Below are 15,781 nucleotides of genomic sequence, written 5' to 3'. Positions count from 1 at the left end.
CTCTCTGACTGGACTCCCCGCCGGTGCACTATTTTGATCTGAAGGACGGCGTCCTGCATGCCGAGGGCGTTTCTCTGGAGGCGCTGGCGGACAGCGTCGGCACGCCGACCTACGTCTACTCCTCGGCCACCCTGCGCCGTCATTACGGCCTGCTGCGCGAGGCGTGCGACGCGCACAGGGGCGCGCTGGGCGACGCCCTGATCGCCTTCGCGGTCAAGGCCAACTCCAACCTGTCGGTGCTGGCGACGCTGGCCAAGCTGGGCTGCGGCGCCGACACCGTGTCCGAGGGCGAGATTCGCCGGGCGCTGGCCGCTGGCATTCCGGGCGAGCGGATCATCTTCTCCGGCGTGGGCAAGACCGACGCCGAACTGGCCTTCGCCATCGAACAGGGCGTGCGTCAGATCAACGTGGAGTCCTCGACCGAGTTGGACCGATTGATCGCGGTCGCCGCGACCAGGAAAGCCGCCCCCGCCATCGCCATCCGCGTCAATCCCAAGATCGGCGCGGGCGGCCACGCCAAAATCACCACCGGCGGCGCGGGCGACAAGTTCGGCGTGCCGGTCGAGGAGGCGATGGCGCTGTACGCCCGCGCATCAAGCTCGCCTCACGTCACGCCCGTGGGTCTGGCCTGCCATATCGGCAGCCAGATCACCGACCTGGCTCCGCTGGAAGCCGCCTTCCGCGTGCTGCGGGACATGACCGACGCCCTGCGAGCCCAGGGGCGCAGCGTCACCCGCCTCGATCTCGGCGGCGGCCTGGGCGTGCCCTATTACGGCGATGCGGCGACGCCGTCCCCGGCCGACTACGTCGCTATGGCCGCGCGCGTGCTGGAGGGGCTGAACGTCGAGGCCGCCTTCGAGCCCGGCCGCCTCATGGCCGCCAATGCGGGCGTGCTGCTGAGCCGCGTCATTCAGGTCAATGAGCGCACGGACGGCCGCCGCTTCCTGGTGCTGGACGCGGCGATGAACGATCTGATGCGTCCGGCCCTCTACGACGCCTTCCACGATCTGAAGCCTGTCCGCCCGGTCGAGGGCGAGCTTCTGCCTCACGATGTGGTCGGGCCGGTGTGCGAGACCGGCGACACCTTCGCGCGCGACCGCGACCTGCCGCCGTTGAAGGCCGGCGATCTGGTCGTCTTCATGAGCGCCGGGGCCTATGGCGCGGTGATGAGCGGCGAATACAATACCCGTCCGCTGGCCGCCGAAGTGCTGGTCGACGGCGAGCGCAGCGCGGTCATCCGCCCGCGCCCGACCTATGAAGCGATGTTCGCCCGCGAACCGATGGCGGACTGGCTCAAGGACTAGTCCAGAGCGCAGATGTCCGGCAGGCCGCGCATCCCGCCGGCGTGGTCCAGGCCATAACCGACCAGGAAGCGGTTCGGCGCCTCCCAGCCGACGAAGTCGGGCTCGGGCGCGCGGGGCTTGGGCCAGGGCTTGCGGGCGAAGACGCAGGTCAGCACCTCGGCGGCGCCCGCCTCCTTGGTGATGCGGACCGCCTCGGCCAGCGACAGGCCGGTGTCGAACACATCATCCAAGATCAGCACCTTCTTGCCGGTCAGCGGGCGCTGATAGGGGGCGCGAACCTCGATCCGGCCCCGGCTGGTCTGCTCGTCGCCGTAGGAGGCCAGCCACAGGGCGTCGAAGCGGACGTTGCGGCCTTCGCGCGACAGGGCGCGGGTCAGGTCGGCGGCGAACCACAGCCCGCCGGTCAGCAGGACGACGGCCACCGTATCATCGTCGACATGGGGGGCGATGCGGCGCGCCAGATCGGCCACGACGGCCTCGATCTCGGCCTGGGACAGGAGGACAGCGGGAGCGAGCGTCGATGGGGTGTCAGCCATGCCTCGCCGATACCCCTTCTGCGACGTCGGTGTCGAGAGGCGAGGGCGCCGGGCCAAGGTCGAGGGCGCCCAGACGACGCAGGCCCCCGTCTTCGCGCGCGGCGGGTTCAGGGCGGGCGGTCTTGTCGGCGGGGCGCGGGGGCGTCTTGCGCACGGGCTCAAGGACGAACTTCGTCGTTATGCCGACGGCCTTGCCTTGAGGATCGCCGATGACCGTGGCGAAGCCCTGCGCCTGGCCGGGCAGGGTAGGGGGCCAGTCCGGGCGCACCACGCGACTGGCGATCTCGACGCCGCGCTCATCCTGCAGGATCACGCGGATGGGGGGCGACGACACCTCGGTGTCGCGGATGTTGCGCACGGCGCCGGAGACGATGATCCGGCCGGGATCATGCGGCGCCACCCGCGCCCGCTGGGCTTCGAACTCCAGCCCGACGATGTTCACCTCAAGTCCCAGCGCGCCATAGGCGCCCGCTGTAGCCGGGAATTTGCGGACGATCTCCTCACGGAACAGCACGCCGCCGGCGAGCAGCCCCAGCACCACCGCCGCCGCCGCCGCCCAGGCTGCGCCCGCCGCCGCCGCCTGCCGTGTGCGGCGCTTGCGCTCGGCCCTGGCGCGGAAGGCGCGCGGCAGTTCGGGCGCGGGCGTCTCGGCCAGACTGTCAGGCAGGGTTTCGGGCGAAGCGTCTTCGCCGGCGCTCAGGCCTTTCGTCGCCGGTTCCAGCTCCAGCGGCGCATCTTCCAGGCTGGCGCGCCAGTCGTGGCCGCAGGCCTTGCAGCGGACACGACGGCCGTTGGGGCCGATCGCTTCATCGGCAACAAAATAGCTGGTGGCGCAGGCGGGACAGGTCAGTATCATGTCAGCTGACTGTGAGGCTTATCGCCCCCTCCTGTCGCGGCGCAACGCCCCGGTCCAATACGAAACCCTATGCCCGATCCGATCCGCCGCGCCGCCGACCCTGATTCCGCGCCTGACGCCGTCCGCCTCAGAGGCGTGGGCTTCGGCTATGGGGGCCGACCCGCCGTGCTGCGGGACGTTAACCTTAGTCTGCCAAACGGCTCTTTCCACTTCCTTACCGGACCTTCGGGGGCGGGCAAGTCCTCGCTGCTGCGGCTGCTGACTTTGGCGGCGCGGCCCCAGGCGGGACGAATCAGCCTGTTCGGCCAGGACGTGACCCACCTGCCCCGGCGCGAGGTCCCTGCGCTGCGACGCCGCATGGGGGTGATCTTTCAGGATTTCCGCCTGCTGGACCATCTGTCGGCCTTCGACAATGCGGCCCTGCCGCTGCGCCTGGCGGGCGAGCGCCCGGCCGAGTACGCCGCCGACGTGCAGGAGATGCTGCGCTGGGTTGGTCTGGGCGGGCGGCTGGACGCCCTGCCGCCCACCCTGTCCGGCGGCGAGAAGCAGCGTCTGGCCATCGCCCGCGCCGTGGTGGCGCGGCCGCGCCTGATCCTGGCGGACGAACCGACCGGCAGCGTCGACCGGCCGATGGGCGAGAAGCTGATGCGGCTGTTCCAGTCGCTGAACAAACTGGGCGCCACCGTGCTGATCGCCAGTCACGACGAGGCCCTGGCCGAGCGCAGCGGCGCGGCCGTCCTGCGGCTGGAAGGCGGGCGGCTGACGCAGATCGCGCCGGCTTCATCTGTTGGACCGGAGGCGCAGCCATGATCGGCCGCTTGCGCAGCTCCCAACCAGAATTGCTGCCGCGCGAGGCCGGGGGCGAACGCTGGCTGGTGGTGGTCATCGCCGTGCTGTGTTTCCTGGCCTCGATCGCAGCCGTCGGGGCCCTGGCCGCCGACCGGGCGGCGCACGGCTGGGCGGGTCACCTGCGAGCGGAGGCGACGGTGCAGGTGCGCCCGCGCGTCGATGAGACCGGCCCCGCCGCCGCCGCCCGCGCCGCCGAGACCCTGGCCGGGGTCAAGGGCGTGGCCGAGGCGCAGGCGATGGACCGCAAGGCGGCCGAGGCTCTGTTGCGGCCCTGGGTGGGGGAGGCGGTGCTGCCCGACCTGCCTCTGCCCTATCTGGTCGTTGTCCGGCTGGACCCCAAGGCGCCCGCCAGCGCGCCCAGCCTGAGCCGCGCTCTGGCCGAGGCCGGGCTGGACGCCAGCGTCGACGATCACAGCCTGTGGCGCGGCGAGGTCGAGCGCTCGGCGGGCCTGATCACGGCCCTGGCGGGGGCGGCCTTCCTGCTGATTGCAGCGGCGACGGCGGCGGCGATCGCCTACGCCACCCGCGCCGGCATGGCGGCCCAGGCGGCGGTGATCGAGACGCTGAGCCTGAACGGCGCGTCGGACGGAGCCATCGCCACACTGTTCCAGCGGCGTTTCGGGATTCTTGCGGCGACCGCGGGCGCCGCGGGGGCCGGCCTGGCGGCGCTGATGCTGGCGGCGCTGCGGTTGATCGGGGGCGAAGGCGGACTGACCCCGGCCCTGCCGCTGGCCTTTGGCGACCTGCTGGCGCTGATCGCCTGCCCCTTGCTGGCGGGGGCGGTCGCGGTGCTGGCTGCGCGCCTGACGGCGCTGGCGAAGCTGGGCGGGCGTCGCTAGTTAGTTAAGCATGAAGTTCCTGACGCTGATCGCCGTGGTGGCGCTGATGTGGCTGACGGGCCTGTTCGTCTTCGCCGAGCGGGTTCGCGGTCTGACGCCTGCGCCGGAGCCGGCGCGGGCGGACGCCATTGTCTCCCTGACCGGCCCCTCGGCCGAGCGCGTCAACGCCGCCATCCGCCTGTTGGAGCAGGGCAAGGGCGACCGGCTGCTGATCTCGGGCGTCAATCGGGAGGTGCGTCGCCAGGAGCTGCGCGCCCTGACGCCGGGGTCCAAAAAGCTGTTCAACTGCTGCGTCGACCTGGGCTTTGAGGCCGAGAACACCGTCGGCAACGCCCAGGAGATCGCCTCTTGGGCGCGGGCCAAGGGTTATGACGACCTGATCGTCGTCACCTCGGACTATCACATGCCGCGCAGCCTGATGGAGATTCGCGGCGCGGCGCCCGGCGTGCGGCTGACCCCCCACGCCATCTCGACGCCGTCGCTGGACACCCCGTCCTGGTGGCGCGCGACCGAGACCGCCCGGCGCATGACGCTGGAGTACATGAAATACCTGGCCGTCCTGGGCCGCGAGGGGATGCATCGCCTGACCGGGCGTCACCCGGAACGCCCCGGTCCCGCCGCACCCGACGCCTCAGACCCCCGCAAGGCCGCCGCATGACGACCGTTCGATCCCTGCTTTTCACCCTGTGGCTGTATCTGTCGATGCCGCTGTTCGCGGTCTTGCTGTCGCCGGCCCTGCTGATGCCGCACGGGGCGGCGATGGGGGTGATCAAGATGTGGGCGCGGTTCGTCCTGTTCGGCCTGCGCTGGATCGCCGGGGTCAAGGTCGAGGTGCGGGGCCTCGAGCATCGTCCCAACGGCCCGGCCCTGATCGCGGCCAAGCACCAGGGGATGCTGGACGTCATCGCCCCCTTCGCCTTCCTCGACGACGCTTGTTTCGTCATGAAGAAGGAGCTGATGCCGCTGCCCTTCTTCGGCTGGTTCGCCTGGAAGACGAAGATGATCGCCGTGGACCGCGCCGCCCACGCCAAGGCGCTGAAGGCCATGGTGCGCCAGACCCGCGCTCGCCTGGCCGAGGGCCGTCAGATCCTGATCTTCCCCGAAGGCACGCGCACGACGCCGGGCGAACCGGCCGACTACAAGCCCGGCGTCGCCGCCATCTATCGCGATGTGGACGCGCCCTGCTGGCCCGTCGCCACCAACTCGGGCGTTCACTGGCCGGCGCACGGCTTCAAACGCTATCCGGGCACGGTGGTGTTCGAGTTCCTGCCGCCGATCCCGGCGGGTCTGAAGCGGGTCGAGTTCATGAAGCAGCTGGAAAGCCGGATCGAAGACGCCTCGACCGCCTTGTTGCCGCCCAGAACCTAGGCTTTGGAGGGCGGGCCCCTATATCATCAGCTGTTGACCTGGGACCCGCTCATGATTTCACGCTCCGCCTTTCGCCTCGCCCTGCTGACCGCCATCCTGGGGGGCTTGCCGGCTGTCGCCTCTGCGCAGTCACAGCCGTTCCAGCCGCTGGAAGCGCCGCAGACGTGGAAGGTCGACATCGGCGGCGGCTTTGTCCGGGGCTTCAGCGTCTCGGGCGACAAGTCCGAGGATTTCAACTTCACCGCCTGGGGCTCGGCCTCCTATCGCGACATCGTCTACGCCAACGGTCTGGACGGACTGGGCTGGAACGCCGTCAAGCGCGACGATTTCCATGCGGGCGTTCAGTTGCGTCCGCGCTTTGCGGCGGGCGACATCGAGGGCCTGGACCGGCCCGGCTACGGCGCCGATGCGGCCCTTTACGCCTTCAAACGTCTGCCGGGCAATGTCGTGGTCGGAGGCCGCATCCAGCATGACGCCACCGGCGACGACGCCGGTCTTGAGTACTACGGCTCGGTCAGCCACCAGCGCGTGACGCCCGTCGGCCTGTTGCAGACGATGGCCTATATGCGCGGCGGCAGCGACGCGCGCGTCCAGCGCTATTACGGCGTCACCGCTCAGGAAGCCGCCAATACCGACTATGCCGCCTTCACGCCGTCGGGCGGACTGTCGGCCGCAGGCGCCGCAGCCATGCTGGCCGTGCCGATCGGCGACCGTTACGGCGTCGGCGCCTTCGTCAACTACGAACAGCGTCTGGGCGACATCAAGGACAGCCCGTTGATCGAGGACGACTACGTCTGGCGCGCCGGGGTCATCGGCGTGGTGCGCTTCAACAGCGGCGGCTGAGGCTTCAGCCCGCCGCGAACTCGCTGAGGGCGTCCAGGACGGCGCGGTTCTGATCCTCGGTCCCGATCGTCACTCGCAGGCAATCGGGCAGGCCATAGCTGCCTACGCCGCGCACGATGATCCCCTTGGCCTGCAGATAGTCCTGCGCCGCCGAAGCCGGGCGTTTCGCATCGGGGAAGCGGATCAGGATGAAGTTGCCCGAAGCTGGAAAGACCTCGAATCCGAAGCCCTTGATCGCCTGGGTCAGGCGCGGCCGCCACTCGGCCACCAGATCGCGCGAGGCCCTCTGGTGCGCTTCGTCGCCCTGGGCGGCGATGGCCGCCTCGATGCCGGGCAGGGAGACGTTGAACGGCAGACGGATGCGGTCGATGGCCTGCTCCACCGCCAGCGGCGCATAGCCATAGCCCAGCCGCAGACCGCCCAGCCCGTGCAGCTTGGAGAAGGTGCGGGTGACGACGATGTTGGGCGCCGTGCGCGCCAGATCGAAGGCGCTCTCCCAGTCCGGCTCGGTCACGAACTCGGCGTAGGCTTCGTCGATCACCAGGATGACGTGCGGCGGCAGGCCGGCGTGCAGGCGGCGGATTTCCTCGCCCGTGGCGTAGCTGCCGGTCGGATTGGCCGGGTTCGACAGATAGACCAGCTTGGTCCGCTCATCGACCAGAGCCAGCATGGCGTCGACGTCCGCGCGTAGCTCCGGCTCGGCCGCCAGTTTGACCTGGGCCTGACAGGCGCGGGCCGAAATCTGGTAGGCGACGAAGGCGTACTGGCTGGTGACGATGTTGTCCCCGGCCTCCAGATAGGTCTGGTTCAGCAGGGCGAAGACTTCGTCCGATCCATTGCCGAAGATCAGCCGCTCCGGCTCCAGCCCGTGCGCCTCGGCCACCACGGCGCGCAGACGGTCGGCCCGGCCGTCGGGATAGAGGTGGATCGAAGAGGCGGCGGCGGCGAAGGCCTCGCGCGCCTTCTCGCCCGCGCCCAGCGCGTTTTCGTTGGAGGACAGCTTGATCGGTTTGGCCACGCCCGCGATGGCGCTCTTGCCGCCGACGTAGGGGGCGATGTCCAGCAGGCCGCGCTTAGGTTGTGGCGCGCCGTCGGACGGCGCCTGGTTCGCTTCGGTCATGCGCGCGTCATCCCCTGCCGGCAGCCATGTTCAAAAGACGGGAGCGGCGCCGATGACGCCGGTCAGGCCGCCGGGCGCGCCGTCCAGCCTGATGTCTTCGGCCTGCACATAGCCTGTCAGGACGAACAGCTTCAACCCGCCTCCGCCCGATAGAAATTCGGCCGCCAGACCGGCCTGAGAGAGGGCCTCGACGATGCGAGCGTCCGGCCAGGCGCTGTCGGTGACCCAGAAGGTGCGGTCGTCGCCCGTCGGCCCCGGCGCCTCGGTTCCGACCATCAGGGCGCGCGGAGCTCCAGCCGCGTCATCGGGCAGGGCGGCGATGACCTTCAGCATGGGCAGGGCCAGCAGCCGCCCCCACCACGGCCGCGCCGACAGATCGATCACGGCGCGCGTCTTGCGCGCCGCCCCGTCGCGCACGGCGAGCAGCGCCTGATCCGCCTCGGACATCGGCCGCGCCGCCAGGCCCCAGCGATCGGCGGCCAGCATTTGCGACAGCGCCCCACAGGCGATCAGGGGGCGTCCGTCCGCCGCCTCCAGCCGCCCCAACACGGCGCGCACCGCCGCCTTTTCGGACAAGCTCATCCCCGACAGAATTGCGCGCAGGGCGATGGCGTCGCCGTCAACTGAGCCGCGCGGCCCCGCCGCCAGCCGGGCGCGAGCGGCCTCGGCCACGGCGCGTTCCAGCGCCAGGCGTTCCTCGTCGGCGGGCGGCTCGATCAGCATGACAGGGGCAGCCTCAGAACAGCTGCGGCGCAGGCGCCAGGGCGAACGGCCCCAGATAGGTGCGGCCGCCGCGAAACTGGATGGCCAGCTCCACGCCCTGACCGTCGTCGCCGGTTCCGCCCTGAGGCGTGGCCGCGGCGGCCTTTGCGGCGGCGGCGCGATCCAGCGCCCCGCCCTGCTGGGCGCCCGCCAGGCCGACGATGGCCGCCAGCGGCTTCTCGGCGCGCACGAAGACCTCGCCTTCCAGCTGGCCCTTGGCGTCGGCCGACAGGGCGTCGCTGGAGAAGAAGGCCTTGCTCTCGCCCGCCTGAAGCTGGCCCTTCACGTAAATGAAGCGCCCGCCCGCCGCCGTCCAGGCGGTCAGCAATCCCTTGGCGTCCGCGCCTTTGCGCAGGGCCGAGGCCTTCTCGATCACCGCCTCGATCTGGGCGTTCAGCATTCCCGACTGGGTGAAGCCCTCGACCGGACCGTTGGCGCGGCCCTCGCCGTCGACCAGACGGAACAGCACATCCACGTCGTCGGTCGGCATGTCCGAACCGACCAGATGCGGCCGCATGTAGAACTGCACCAGACGCGCCTGTTTCAGCGGGAAGGGCTCGGCGTCCGGCAGGGCGGTGAAGACCGGCTTCTCCAGCTCCAGCGCCAGATTGGGCCAGCGCTGCGTCAGGCCGTGCACGCTCATGCGGATGCCCTCGGCGCGGATCGCCGTCTTGCCCTTCTGCGCGCGCGTGACCGTCAGGCCGTCCGGCGCCGCCAGCACCCAGCGCGTGGGGTTATAGGCGTTGGCCTGGGCGATCATCTCGGGCGCAGCGATCGCATGACCGGACGGGGCGACGACGTCCAGGTGCTTGATCGTCACCCGTGCGTGCATGGGCCACCCGGTGGTGGAGAGTCCGGCGTGCTCAATGGTCCAGCCGCTCTGCTGCAGTCCGGCGATCTTGGCCTCCATCCGGCGCTCGATCTGCTGCGTCAGGAAGCACCACCAGCCGGTCCACAGAACGAGGAGGACGGCGACGATGGCGAAGGGAATGATCAGTCCCTTGCGGCTGTGATGCGGGGCGGCGTCGGTCATGCAATCTCCGGATTCGCGCCCCTATAGCGCATGGACCGGGGGCGCCATAAGGGCGAAGGCGGCGCCGGTTCGCTGCTAGGCTCCATCGGATGATGACGAAGCGAGGAACGCCTTGGTCAACTCCACCGTCTCGGCCAGACCCAGCCGCAGCACCTCCGTGCCCGGCGGCAGGGCGGCGAACAGGCGGGTCGGGCAGGCGGCGTCCAGCATGACGAAGACGCCCCGGTCGTCGGCCCGGCGGATCAAGCGGCCGAACGCCTGGGCGATCCGCCCGCGCGCCAGGGCGTCGTCCCACGAACGCCCGCCCGAGCCCGTGCCGAACCGTTCGCGCCGCGCCTTGTGCAGCAGGTCCGGGCGCGGCCAGGGCACGCGGTCGAAGGCCAGGACGCGCAAGGAGCGCCCCGGCACGTCCACGCCGTCCCTGACCGCATCGGTGCCCAGCAGGCAGCTGTCCCGCTCGGCGCGGAAAACATCCACCAGCGCCCCGACCTCCAGCGGATCGACGTGCTGGGCGTAGAGCGGCAGGCCCGCCCGCGCCAGCTCCGGCCCCAGACGCTCATAGACCGCCTTCAACCGACGGATGGCGGTGAACAGCCCTAAGCCCCCGCCGCCCGCCGCCAGAAACAGCTCGCGCATGGCCGCCGCGATCTGGCGCGGGTCGTCCTTGACCAGATCATTGACGACGATGACCCGGCTGTTGGTCGCATAGTCGAACGGGCTGTCGACCTTCAGCGTTCGCGCCGGTTCGATCAGACGCGCCGCGCCGGTGCGCAGGCGGGCCAGGTCGAAGGGGTCTTCGGCGGCCGGATCGGACAGAGTGGCGCTGGTCACCAGCACCCCGTGCGAGGGCATGACCACGGCGGCTTCCAGCGGCACGGTCGGGTCGATCCAGTGACGGCGCAGGGCCACGTCGTGGATGCGGCCGAAAGCGGCCTCCGCGCTCAGCCAGTCGACATAGTCGGGATCGGGCCCCATGTCGCCATCTGGGCCGCCCTCCTCCAGCGCCGCCAGCATGGAGCGCCAGCCGGGCAGGGTCATGCGCGCGCGCCGGTCCATGCCGCGCAGCGCCCCCTCGATGCGGGCGCGGGCGGCGCCGTCCAGCTCGGCCGCCTCCTCGTCGAGGATGTCTTCCAGATGGCGCGACAGGGTCAGCAGCGGCGCTTCAACGGCGGCGATGGCGCGCGCGGCTTCGCGCGCGGCTTCCAGCACCGGCTCGGTGACAGGGCGCAAGGCGCACTCCAGCCCGAACTCGGCGCCGCCGGTCTCGGCCGCGCGGGCGCGAAGTTGCTCCAGCGCCGCGACCAGAAACCGCTCGATCGGGCCGACGGGGTTCACCTCGCCCGAGGCCGGGGCGATGCGGCCGGCCACGCCTTCGCCGGGCAGTTGCGCCGCCGCGCGCAAGGCGTCGGTCAGGGCCGCGCGGGCGGCCTCGTTGTCGGCGCACAGGTCGCCCAGCCGTTGCTCGAGCCCGCGCCCGCGACGGCCGCGTCCCTCCGGCCCGCGGATCCAGCGGCGCAGCTCGGCCGCCTCCTGCCCCGACAGGCAGGCGGAGAAGGCGCTGTCGGCGGCGTCGAACAGGTGGTGGCCCTCGTCGAAGACGATGCGCTTCAGCGCCGCCGTCTCGCCGTCCTGCTTCAGGCCGCGCGCGGTGCGGGCGCCGTCGAAGGCGGCCTGGGTCATCACCAACGCATGATTGGCCACCACCAGATCCGCCCGGCGGCTGGCGCGGATGGTCTTTTCGACAAAGCACAGGCGATAGTGGGGGCAGGCGGCGTGGACGCATTCGCCGCGCCGGTCGACCAGATTGGCCGGTCCCGCCTGATGCAGGGGCGCGGTCGCATAGAGGCCCGGCAGCCAGCCGGGATAGTCGCCCCCGGTCATGTCGCCGTCGCGGGTGTGGGCGGCCCAGCGCGCGGCCAAGGCCATGCCGATCAGGTCGCCGTTCCCCAGCTGCGCCGCCTGCACCATGTCCTGGAGGTTCAGCAGGCACAGGTAGTTCTCGCGGCCCTTGCGCACGACGGTCTTGCGCCGCCGCTCGGCCTCGTCGGGCCACAGGGCGCGGCTCTCGCGGTCGATCTGGCGTTGCAGGGCGCGGGTGTAGGTCGAGATCCACGCCGCCCCTGCGTTGCGCTCGGCCCACAGGCTGGCGGGCGCCAGATAGCCCAGGGTCTTGCCCGTGCCGGTCCCCGCTTCGGCCAGAAGGACCCGAGGGCGTCCCTCCTCGTTGCGGGGCGAGAAGGCGTAGGCCGCCTCGGCCGCATAGTCGGACTGGGCGGGCCGCGTCTCGTCCAGACCCGAGGCCTGAAGCAGCTTGTCCAGACGGATGCGGGCGCTCTCAGAGTCGACGGGGGCGGACCCGGCCTCGCCGCGCGGCGCCTCGTCCTCCCACTCCTGCAAGCGCGCCCAGACGTCGAGGCCCGAGCCGCGTTGCTGGCGCTCGCGCAACGGCCCGGCGCGCAGGGCTCGAAGCACGCGCGGCGCCCAGCCCCAGCCCGCCCGTTCCAGCGTCAGGGCCAGCGCGTAGGCCTCCTCCCGCCCCGGATAGGCGGGCGCGGCCAGCTCGGTCAGCAGGTCGGCGGCGGCGGCGCGCAGGGCGGCGGCCTGCGCCTCGGCGCCCCTCGGCTCCTCGCGCCCCAGGGCCAGCGCCAGCCCGGTGGCCGACGGGGCGCAAAACCGGGCCGGGCGCACGAAGGCGAACAGCTCCAGCGCATCCAGCATTTCGGCCGAGCGCAGCGGCGGCGCCAGGCCCAGCCGCCGCGCGGTCAGTCCGGCGTGGGCGACGATGACGGCGCCGCCGGTGAACAGGCCTTCGGCGGCCCCTCGCCCGATCTTCCTCGCGCCCTGATCGTCGCATACGGCCCCGGCCCCGGGCGGCGTGGCCAGCGCGGGGGGCAGGTCGAACGTCAGGGACGGAACGGTCCGGATGTCGGCGGATTCAACAGTCACTCTCGCTCAATAGCGCCAGAGGTGATGAAACGGAACGGGAACATGTTATAGGCCTGTCGTGACGACGCCGCGCACTGCAACGCTTCCGCCTCTGTTCGCCAACTGGTTCGCCGGTCGGGGCTGGTCGCCGCGCCGGCATCAGCTGGAGATGGTCGCCGCCGCGCAGGCCGGTCAGCACGCCTTGCTGGTGGCGCCGACGGGCGGGGGCAAGACGCTGGCGGGCTTCCTGCCCAGCCTGATCGACCTGGCCGACCGGGGGCCTCGACCCGAAACGGGGCCGGGCTCGGGCGTCCACACCCTCTATCTGTCGCCGCTGAAGGCGCTGACCACCGACGTCGAGCGCAACCTGATGACGCCCATCCGCGAGATCGGGCTGAACATCCACGTCGAGAGCCGCACCGGCGACACCAAACAGTCGAAGAAGCAGCGCCAGCGCGACTTCCCGCCCGACATCCTTTTGACCACGCCGGAGCAGTTGGCCCTGTTCTGCGCCTGGGAGGGGGCGAGGGACTATTTCGCCGACCTGAAATGCGTGGTGCTGGACGAGGTCCACGCCATCTGGAGCGGCAAGCGCGGCGACCTGCTGGCGCTGGGGCTGGCGCGGTTGCAGGCGTTCGCGCCGGGGATGCGGCGGGTGGCGCTGAGCGCGACGGTGGATGATCCGGCAAAGATCGCCGACTGGCTGTCTCCTTCTCCCCCAAGGGTAGAAGGAATTCGCATTGTCCTCGGCGACCCGGGGGCGCCGCCGGTGGTCGACGTGCTGGTCAGCGAGGGCCGCGTGCCCTGGGCCGGGCACACCGGCGTTCACGCCATCCCAGAGGTCTACGACGCCATCCGGCGCTCAGGGCTCAGCCTGATCTTCGTCAACACCCGCTGGCAGGCCGAGTTCGTGTTCCAGTCGCTGTGGGCGATCAATGAGGACGACCTGCCCATCGCCCTGCACCACGGCTCGCTGGCCGCCGAGCAGAGGCGCAAGGTCGAGGCGGCCATGTCGCGCGGCGACCTGAAGGCCGTGGTCTGCACCTCGACGCTGGATCTGGGCATCGACTGGGGCGACGTCGATCTGGTGATCCAGTTGGCCGCGCCGAAGGGGGCCAGCCGCCTGGTCCAGCGCATCGGCCGCGCCAACCACCGGCTGGACGAGCCCTCGCGCGCCCTGATGGTCCCGGCCAGCCGCTTCGAGATGCTGGAGTGTCAGGCTGCCCGCGAGGCCGTGGCCGAGAACGCCTTCGACTGGGAGCCGGAGCATACCGGCACGCTCGATACGCTGGCCCAGCACGTCATGGGCTGCGCGTGTTCCGAAGCCTTTGATCTGTCAGACTTATACGCCGAGGTGACGACGGCCGGCCCCTATCGCGGCCTGACCTATGAGGCCTTCGAAGAGGTGGTCGATCTGGTCGCCACCGGCGGCTATGCGCTGCGGACCTATGACCGTTTCGCCCGTATCGTGCGCACCCGCGACGGCAAGTGGAAGGTCCGCAACGCCCAGATGGCTCAGCGCCACCGGATGAACGTCGGCGCCATCGTCTCGGCCGCCAATCTGAACGTTCGCGTCGCCGGTCGCAGGGCAGGGGGCAAGCATCTGGTCGCGGGGCGCAAGATCGGCGAGGCCGAGGAGTGGTATTTCGAGCAGATGACGACGGGCGACACCTTCGTCTTCGCCGGTCAGGTGTGGGCCTTCCGAGACATCGCCGGGACCGACGCCCTGGTCGCGCCCGCCGTGGATAAAGACCCCAAAATTCCCTCTTACGGAGGGTCGAAATTCCCGCTGGGCACCTCGCTGGCCGAGCGGGTGCGGCGCATGGTGCAGGACCGCGACCACTGGCGCGTCCTGCCGCCCGACGTGCAGGAGTGGCTGGAGCTGCAAGAGCTGCGCAGCGCCATCCCTGAAGCCCAGACCCTGCTGGTCGAGACGTTTCCGAGGGGCGCTCGGCATTTCCTGGTCGCCCATCCGTTCGAGGGGCGGCTGGCGCACACGACGCTGGCCATGCTGCTGACCCGGCGACTGGACCGGATGGGCGTCGGGCCGCTGGGCTTTGTGGTGACCGACTATTCGCTGGCGATCTGGTCGATCCGGCCGATGGACGACCTCGACCTGGACGCCCTGTTCGAGCCGGACATGCTGGGCGACGATCTGGAGGCCTGGCTGGAGGAGAGCTTCATGATGAAACGCTCCTTCCGCAACTGCGCCCTGATCTCGGGCCTGATCGAACAGCGCCAGCCGGGAGCCGAGAAGACCGGACGGCAAGTGACCTTTTCGACCGACCTGATCTATGACGTGCTGCGTCGGCACCAGCCCGACCACCTGCTGCTGAGAACGGCGCGCGCGGATGCGGCGACGGGCCTGCTGGACGTGGCGCGGCTGGGTCAGTTGCTGAGCCGCATCCATGGCCGCATCGTGCATAAGGCGCTGGACCGGCCCTCGCCCTTCAGCGTGCCGGTGCTGGTGCAGATCGGTCGTGAACGGGTCGGCGGCGACGCCGCTGAGATGATCCTGGATGAAAGCGCCGAGGCCCTGATCGCCGAAGTCATGGAAGACGCGCCCGAAGCGCTGAAGGGGGCGGCGTGAACGCAGCGTTGCGCGAAACCCTGTCGCCCTATCGCCATCCCTGCGGCGGGCTGAAGCTGACGGTCAACGGCGAGGCCTGCGTGTTGCGCTGTTCCGGCGCCCTGTGGTTGCCGGGGCGTCAGGCCCTGATCGCCTCCGACCTGCACCTGGAGAAGGGGTCGGCTTTTGCGGCGCGCGGCCAGATGCTGCCGCCCTATGACAGCCCCGCGACCCTGGCCAAGCTCGAGGCCGAGATCGACGCGCTGGACCCGCGCACGGTCGTGCTGCTGGGCGACAGCTTCCATGACTCAAAGGCGGTGTCGCGCATGGACGGCGCCCAGCTGGCGCGGCTGGAGAGGCTGGCGTCCGGGCGCGACTGGGTCTGGCTGGAGGGGAACCATGATCTGGACGCCCTGGCCGGCGCCCTGGACCAGCTGCCGGGCCGGGTGGTCGAGACGATGGCGCTGGGCGGCCTGTATCTGATCCACGAGCCGCAGATCGAGCCGGCGCCCGGAGAGGTCGGGGGCCATCTGCATCCGGCGGCGCGCGTCGCCGCCTACGGCCGGGGGGTGCGGCGTCCGTGTTTCGTCACGGACGGGCGGCGGCTGATCATGCCCGCCTTCGGCGCCTTTACCGGGGGGCTGGACGTGCGCGATGCGGCGGTGGCGTCCTTGTTCGCGACCGCTCCCTTGGCGGCTCTGCTGGGGCGGGACAAGGTCCACGCCGTCGCCTTCCACCGCCTCAGCTGAGGCGGCGACGGCGCCAGGACGGTGCGGC

At 70.9% G+C, this 15,781-nt stretch carries 14 protein-coding genes; 8 read left to right on the top strand and 6 right to left on the bottom strand.

Features of this window, described 5'->3' with window-relative positions; all coding sequences use genetic code 11:
* Window positions 1-23 precede the first annotated feature (23 nt).
* A complete protein-coding gene (lysA, locus tag PIB44_RS14765; protein ID WP_278069949.1) occupies window positions 24-1,304 on the top strand; it encodes a diaminopimelate decarboxylase in 1,281 nt (426 codons plus the stop codon).
* Here lysA and PIB44_RS14760 read toward each other — a convergent pair.
* Both PIB44_RS14760 and PIB44_RS14755 read right to left on the bottom strand, forming a co-directional pair.
* Window positions 1,301-1,840, bottom strand: coding sequence for a phosphoribosyltransferase (locus tag PIB44_RS14760; RefSeq protein WP_025976649.1), 540 nt, complete (start codon window positions 1,838-1,840; stop codon window positions 1,301-1,303). The two genes, lysA and PIB44_RS14760, sit on opposite strands and share 4 nt — an antisense overlap.
* The gene (locus PIB44_RS14755) at window positions 1,833-2,696 is read right to left on the bottom strand and encodes an MJ0042-type zinc finger domain-containing protein (RefSeq protein WP_253121923.1); all 864 of its coding nucleotides are present in this window, start codon (window positions 2,694-2,696) and stop codon (window positions 1,833-1,835) included. The genes PIB44_RS14760 and PIB44_RS14755 overlap by 8 nt, the downstream gene beginning before the upstream one ends.
* Window positions 2,697-2,765: 69 nt before the next feature.
* Here PIB44_RS14755 and PIB44_RS14750 point away from each other — a divergent pair, with 69 nt between their 5' ends.
* The 5 genes from PIB44_RS14750 to PIB44_RS14730 are packed head-to-tail and all read left to right on the top strand — an operon-like array spanning window position 2,766 to window position 6,595.
* The gene (locus tag PIB44_RS14750) at window positions 2,766-3,506 is read left to right on the top strand and encodes a cell division ATP-binding protein FtsE (protein ID WP_025976647.1); all 741 of its coding nucleotides are present in this window, start codon (window positions 2,766-2,768) and stop codon (window positions 3,504-3,506) included.
* Window positions 3,503-4,384, top strand: a complete 882-nt coding sequence (locus tag PIB44_RS14745; protein ID WP_278069948.1) for a cell division protein FtsX — start codon at window positions 3,503-3,505, stop codon at window positions 4,382-4,384. Before PIB44_RS14750 ends, PIB44_RS14745 begins: the two co-directional genes overlap by 4 nt.
* 10 nt (window positions 4,385-4,394) lie before the next feature.
* On the top strand, window positions 4,395-5,042 hold the full coding sequence (locus PIB44_RS14740; RefSeq protein ID WP_025976645.1) for a YdcF family protein: 648 nt from the start codon (window positions 4,395-4,397) through the stop codon (window positions 5,040-5,042).
* The gene (locus PIB44_RS14735; RefSeq protein WP_253121909.1) at window positions 5,039-5,752 is read left to right on the top strand and encodes a lysophospholipid acyltransferase family protein; all 714 of its coding nucleotides are present in this window, start codon (window positions 5,039-5,041) and stop codon (window positions 5,750-5,752) included. The genes PIB44_RS14740 and PIB44_RS14735 overlap by 4 nt, the downstream gene beginning before the upstream one ends.
* Before the next feature lie 51 nt (window positions 5,753-5,803).
* On the top strand, window positions 5,804-6,595 hold the full coding sequence (locus PIB44_RS14730; RefSeq protein WP_029972385.1) for a MipA/OmpV family protein: 792 nt from the start codon (window positions 5,804-5,806) through the stop codon (window positions 6,593-6,595).
* 4 nt (window positions 6,596-6,599) lie between these two features.
* On the opposite strand, the gene hisC is transcribed toward PIB44_RS14730, so the two are convergent.
* From hisC to PIB44_RS14710, 4 genes are all read right to left on the bottom strand, one after another.
* Window positions 6,600-7,715: a histidinol-phosphate transaminase gene (hisC, locus tag PIB44_RS14725; protein WP_278069947.1), complete on the bottom strand. Its 1,116-nt coding sequence runs from the start codon at window positions 7,713-7,715 to the stop codon at window positions 6,600-6,602.
* A gap of 30 nt (window positions 7,716-7,745) precedes the next feature.
* Window positions 7,746-8,438 (bottom strand): hypothetical protein, encoded by a 693-nt coding sequence (locus PIB44_RS14720; RefSeq protein WP_278069946.1) that lies wholly within the window; start codon window positions 8,436-8,438, stop codon window positions 7,746-7,748.
* 13 nt (window positions 8,439-8,451) lie between these two features.
* The gene (locus PIB44_RS14715; protein ID WP_278069945.1) at window positions 8,452-9,510 is read right to left on the bottom strand and encodes a DUF2125 domain-containing protein; all 1,059 of its coding nucleotides are present in this window, start codon (window positions 9,508-9,510) and stop codon (window positions 8,452-8,454) included.
* A gap of 75 nt (window positions 9,511-9,585) precedes the next feature.
* Entirely contained in the window at window positions 9,586-12,456 is a 2,871-nt protein-coding gene (locus PIB44_RS14710) for an ATP-dependent DNA helicase (RefSeq protein WP_278069944.1), read from the bottom strand.
* A gap of 58 nt (window positions 12,457-12,514) precedes the next feature.
* On the opposite strand from PIB44_RS14710, the gene PIB44_RS14705 reads away from it, so the two are divergent.
* A complete protein-coding gene (locus PIB44_RS14705) occupies window positions 12,515-15,025 on the top strand; it encodes a ligase-associated DNA damage response DEXH box helicase (protein WP_278069943.1) in 2,511 nt (836 codons plus the stop codon).
* Window positions 15,022-15,753 (top strand): ligase-associated DNA damage response endonuclease PdeM, encoded by a 732-nt coding sequence (gene pdeM / locus PIB44_RS14700; protein ID WP_278069942.1) that lies wholly within the window; start codon window positions 15,022-15,024, stop codon window positions 15,751-15,753. Before PIB44_RS14705 ends, pdeM begins: the two co-directional genes overlap by 4 nt.
* Window positions 15,754-15,781 lie beyond the last annotated feature (28 nt).

Source organism: Brevundimonas sanguinis (assembly GCF_029636725.1).
GTDB lineage: Bacteria > Pseudomonadota > Alphaproteobacteria > Caulobacterales > Caulobacteraceae > Brevundimonas > Brevundimonas sanguinis.
This window is presented reverse-complemented; position numbering and strand designations above follow the sequence as displayed.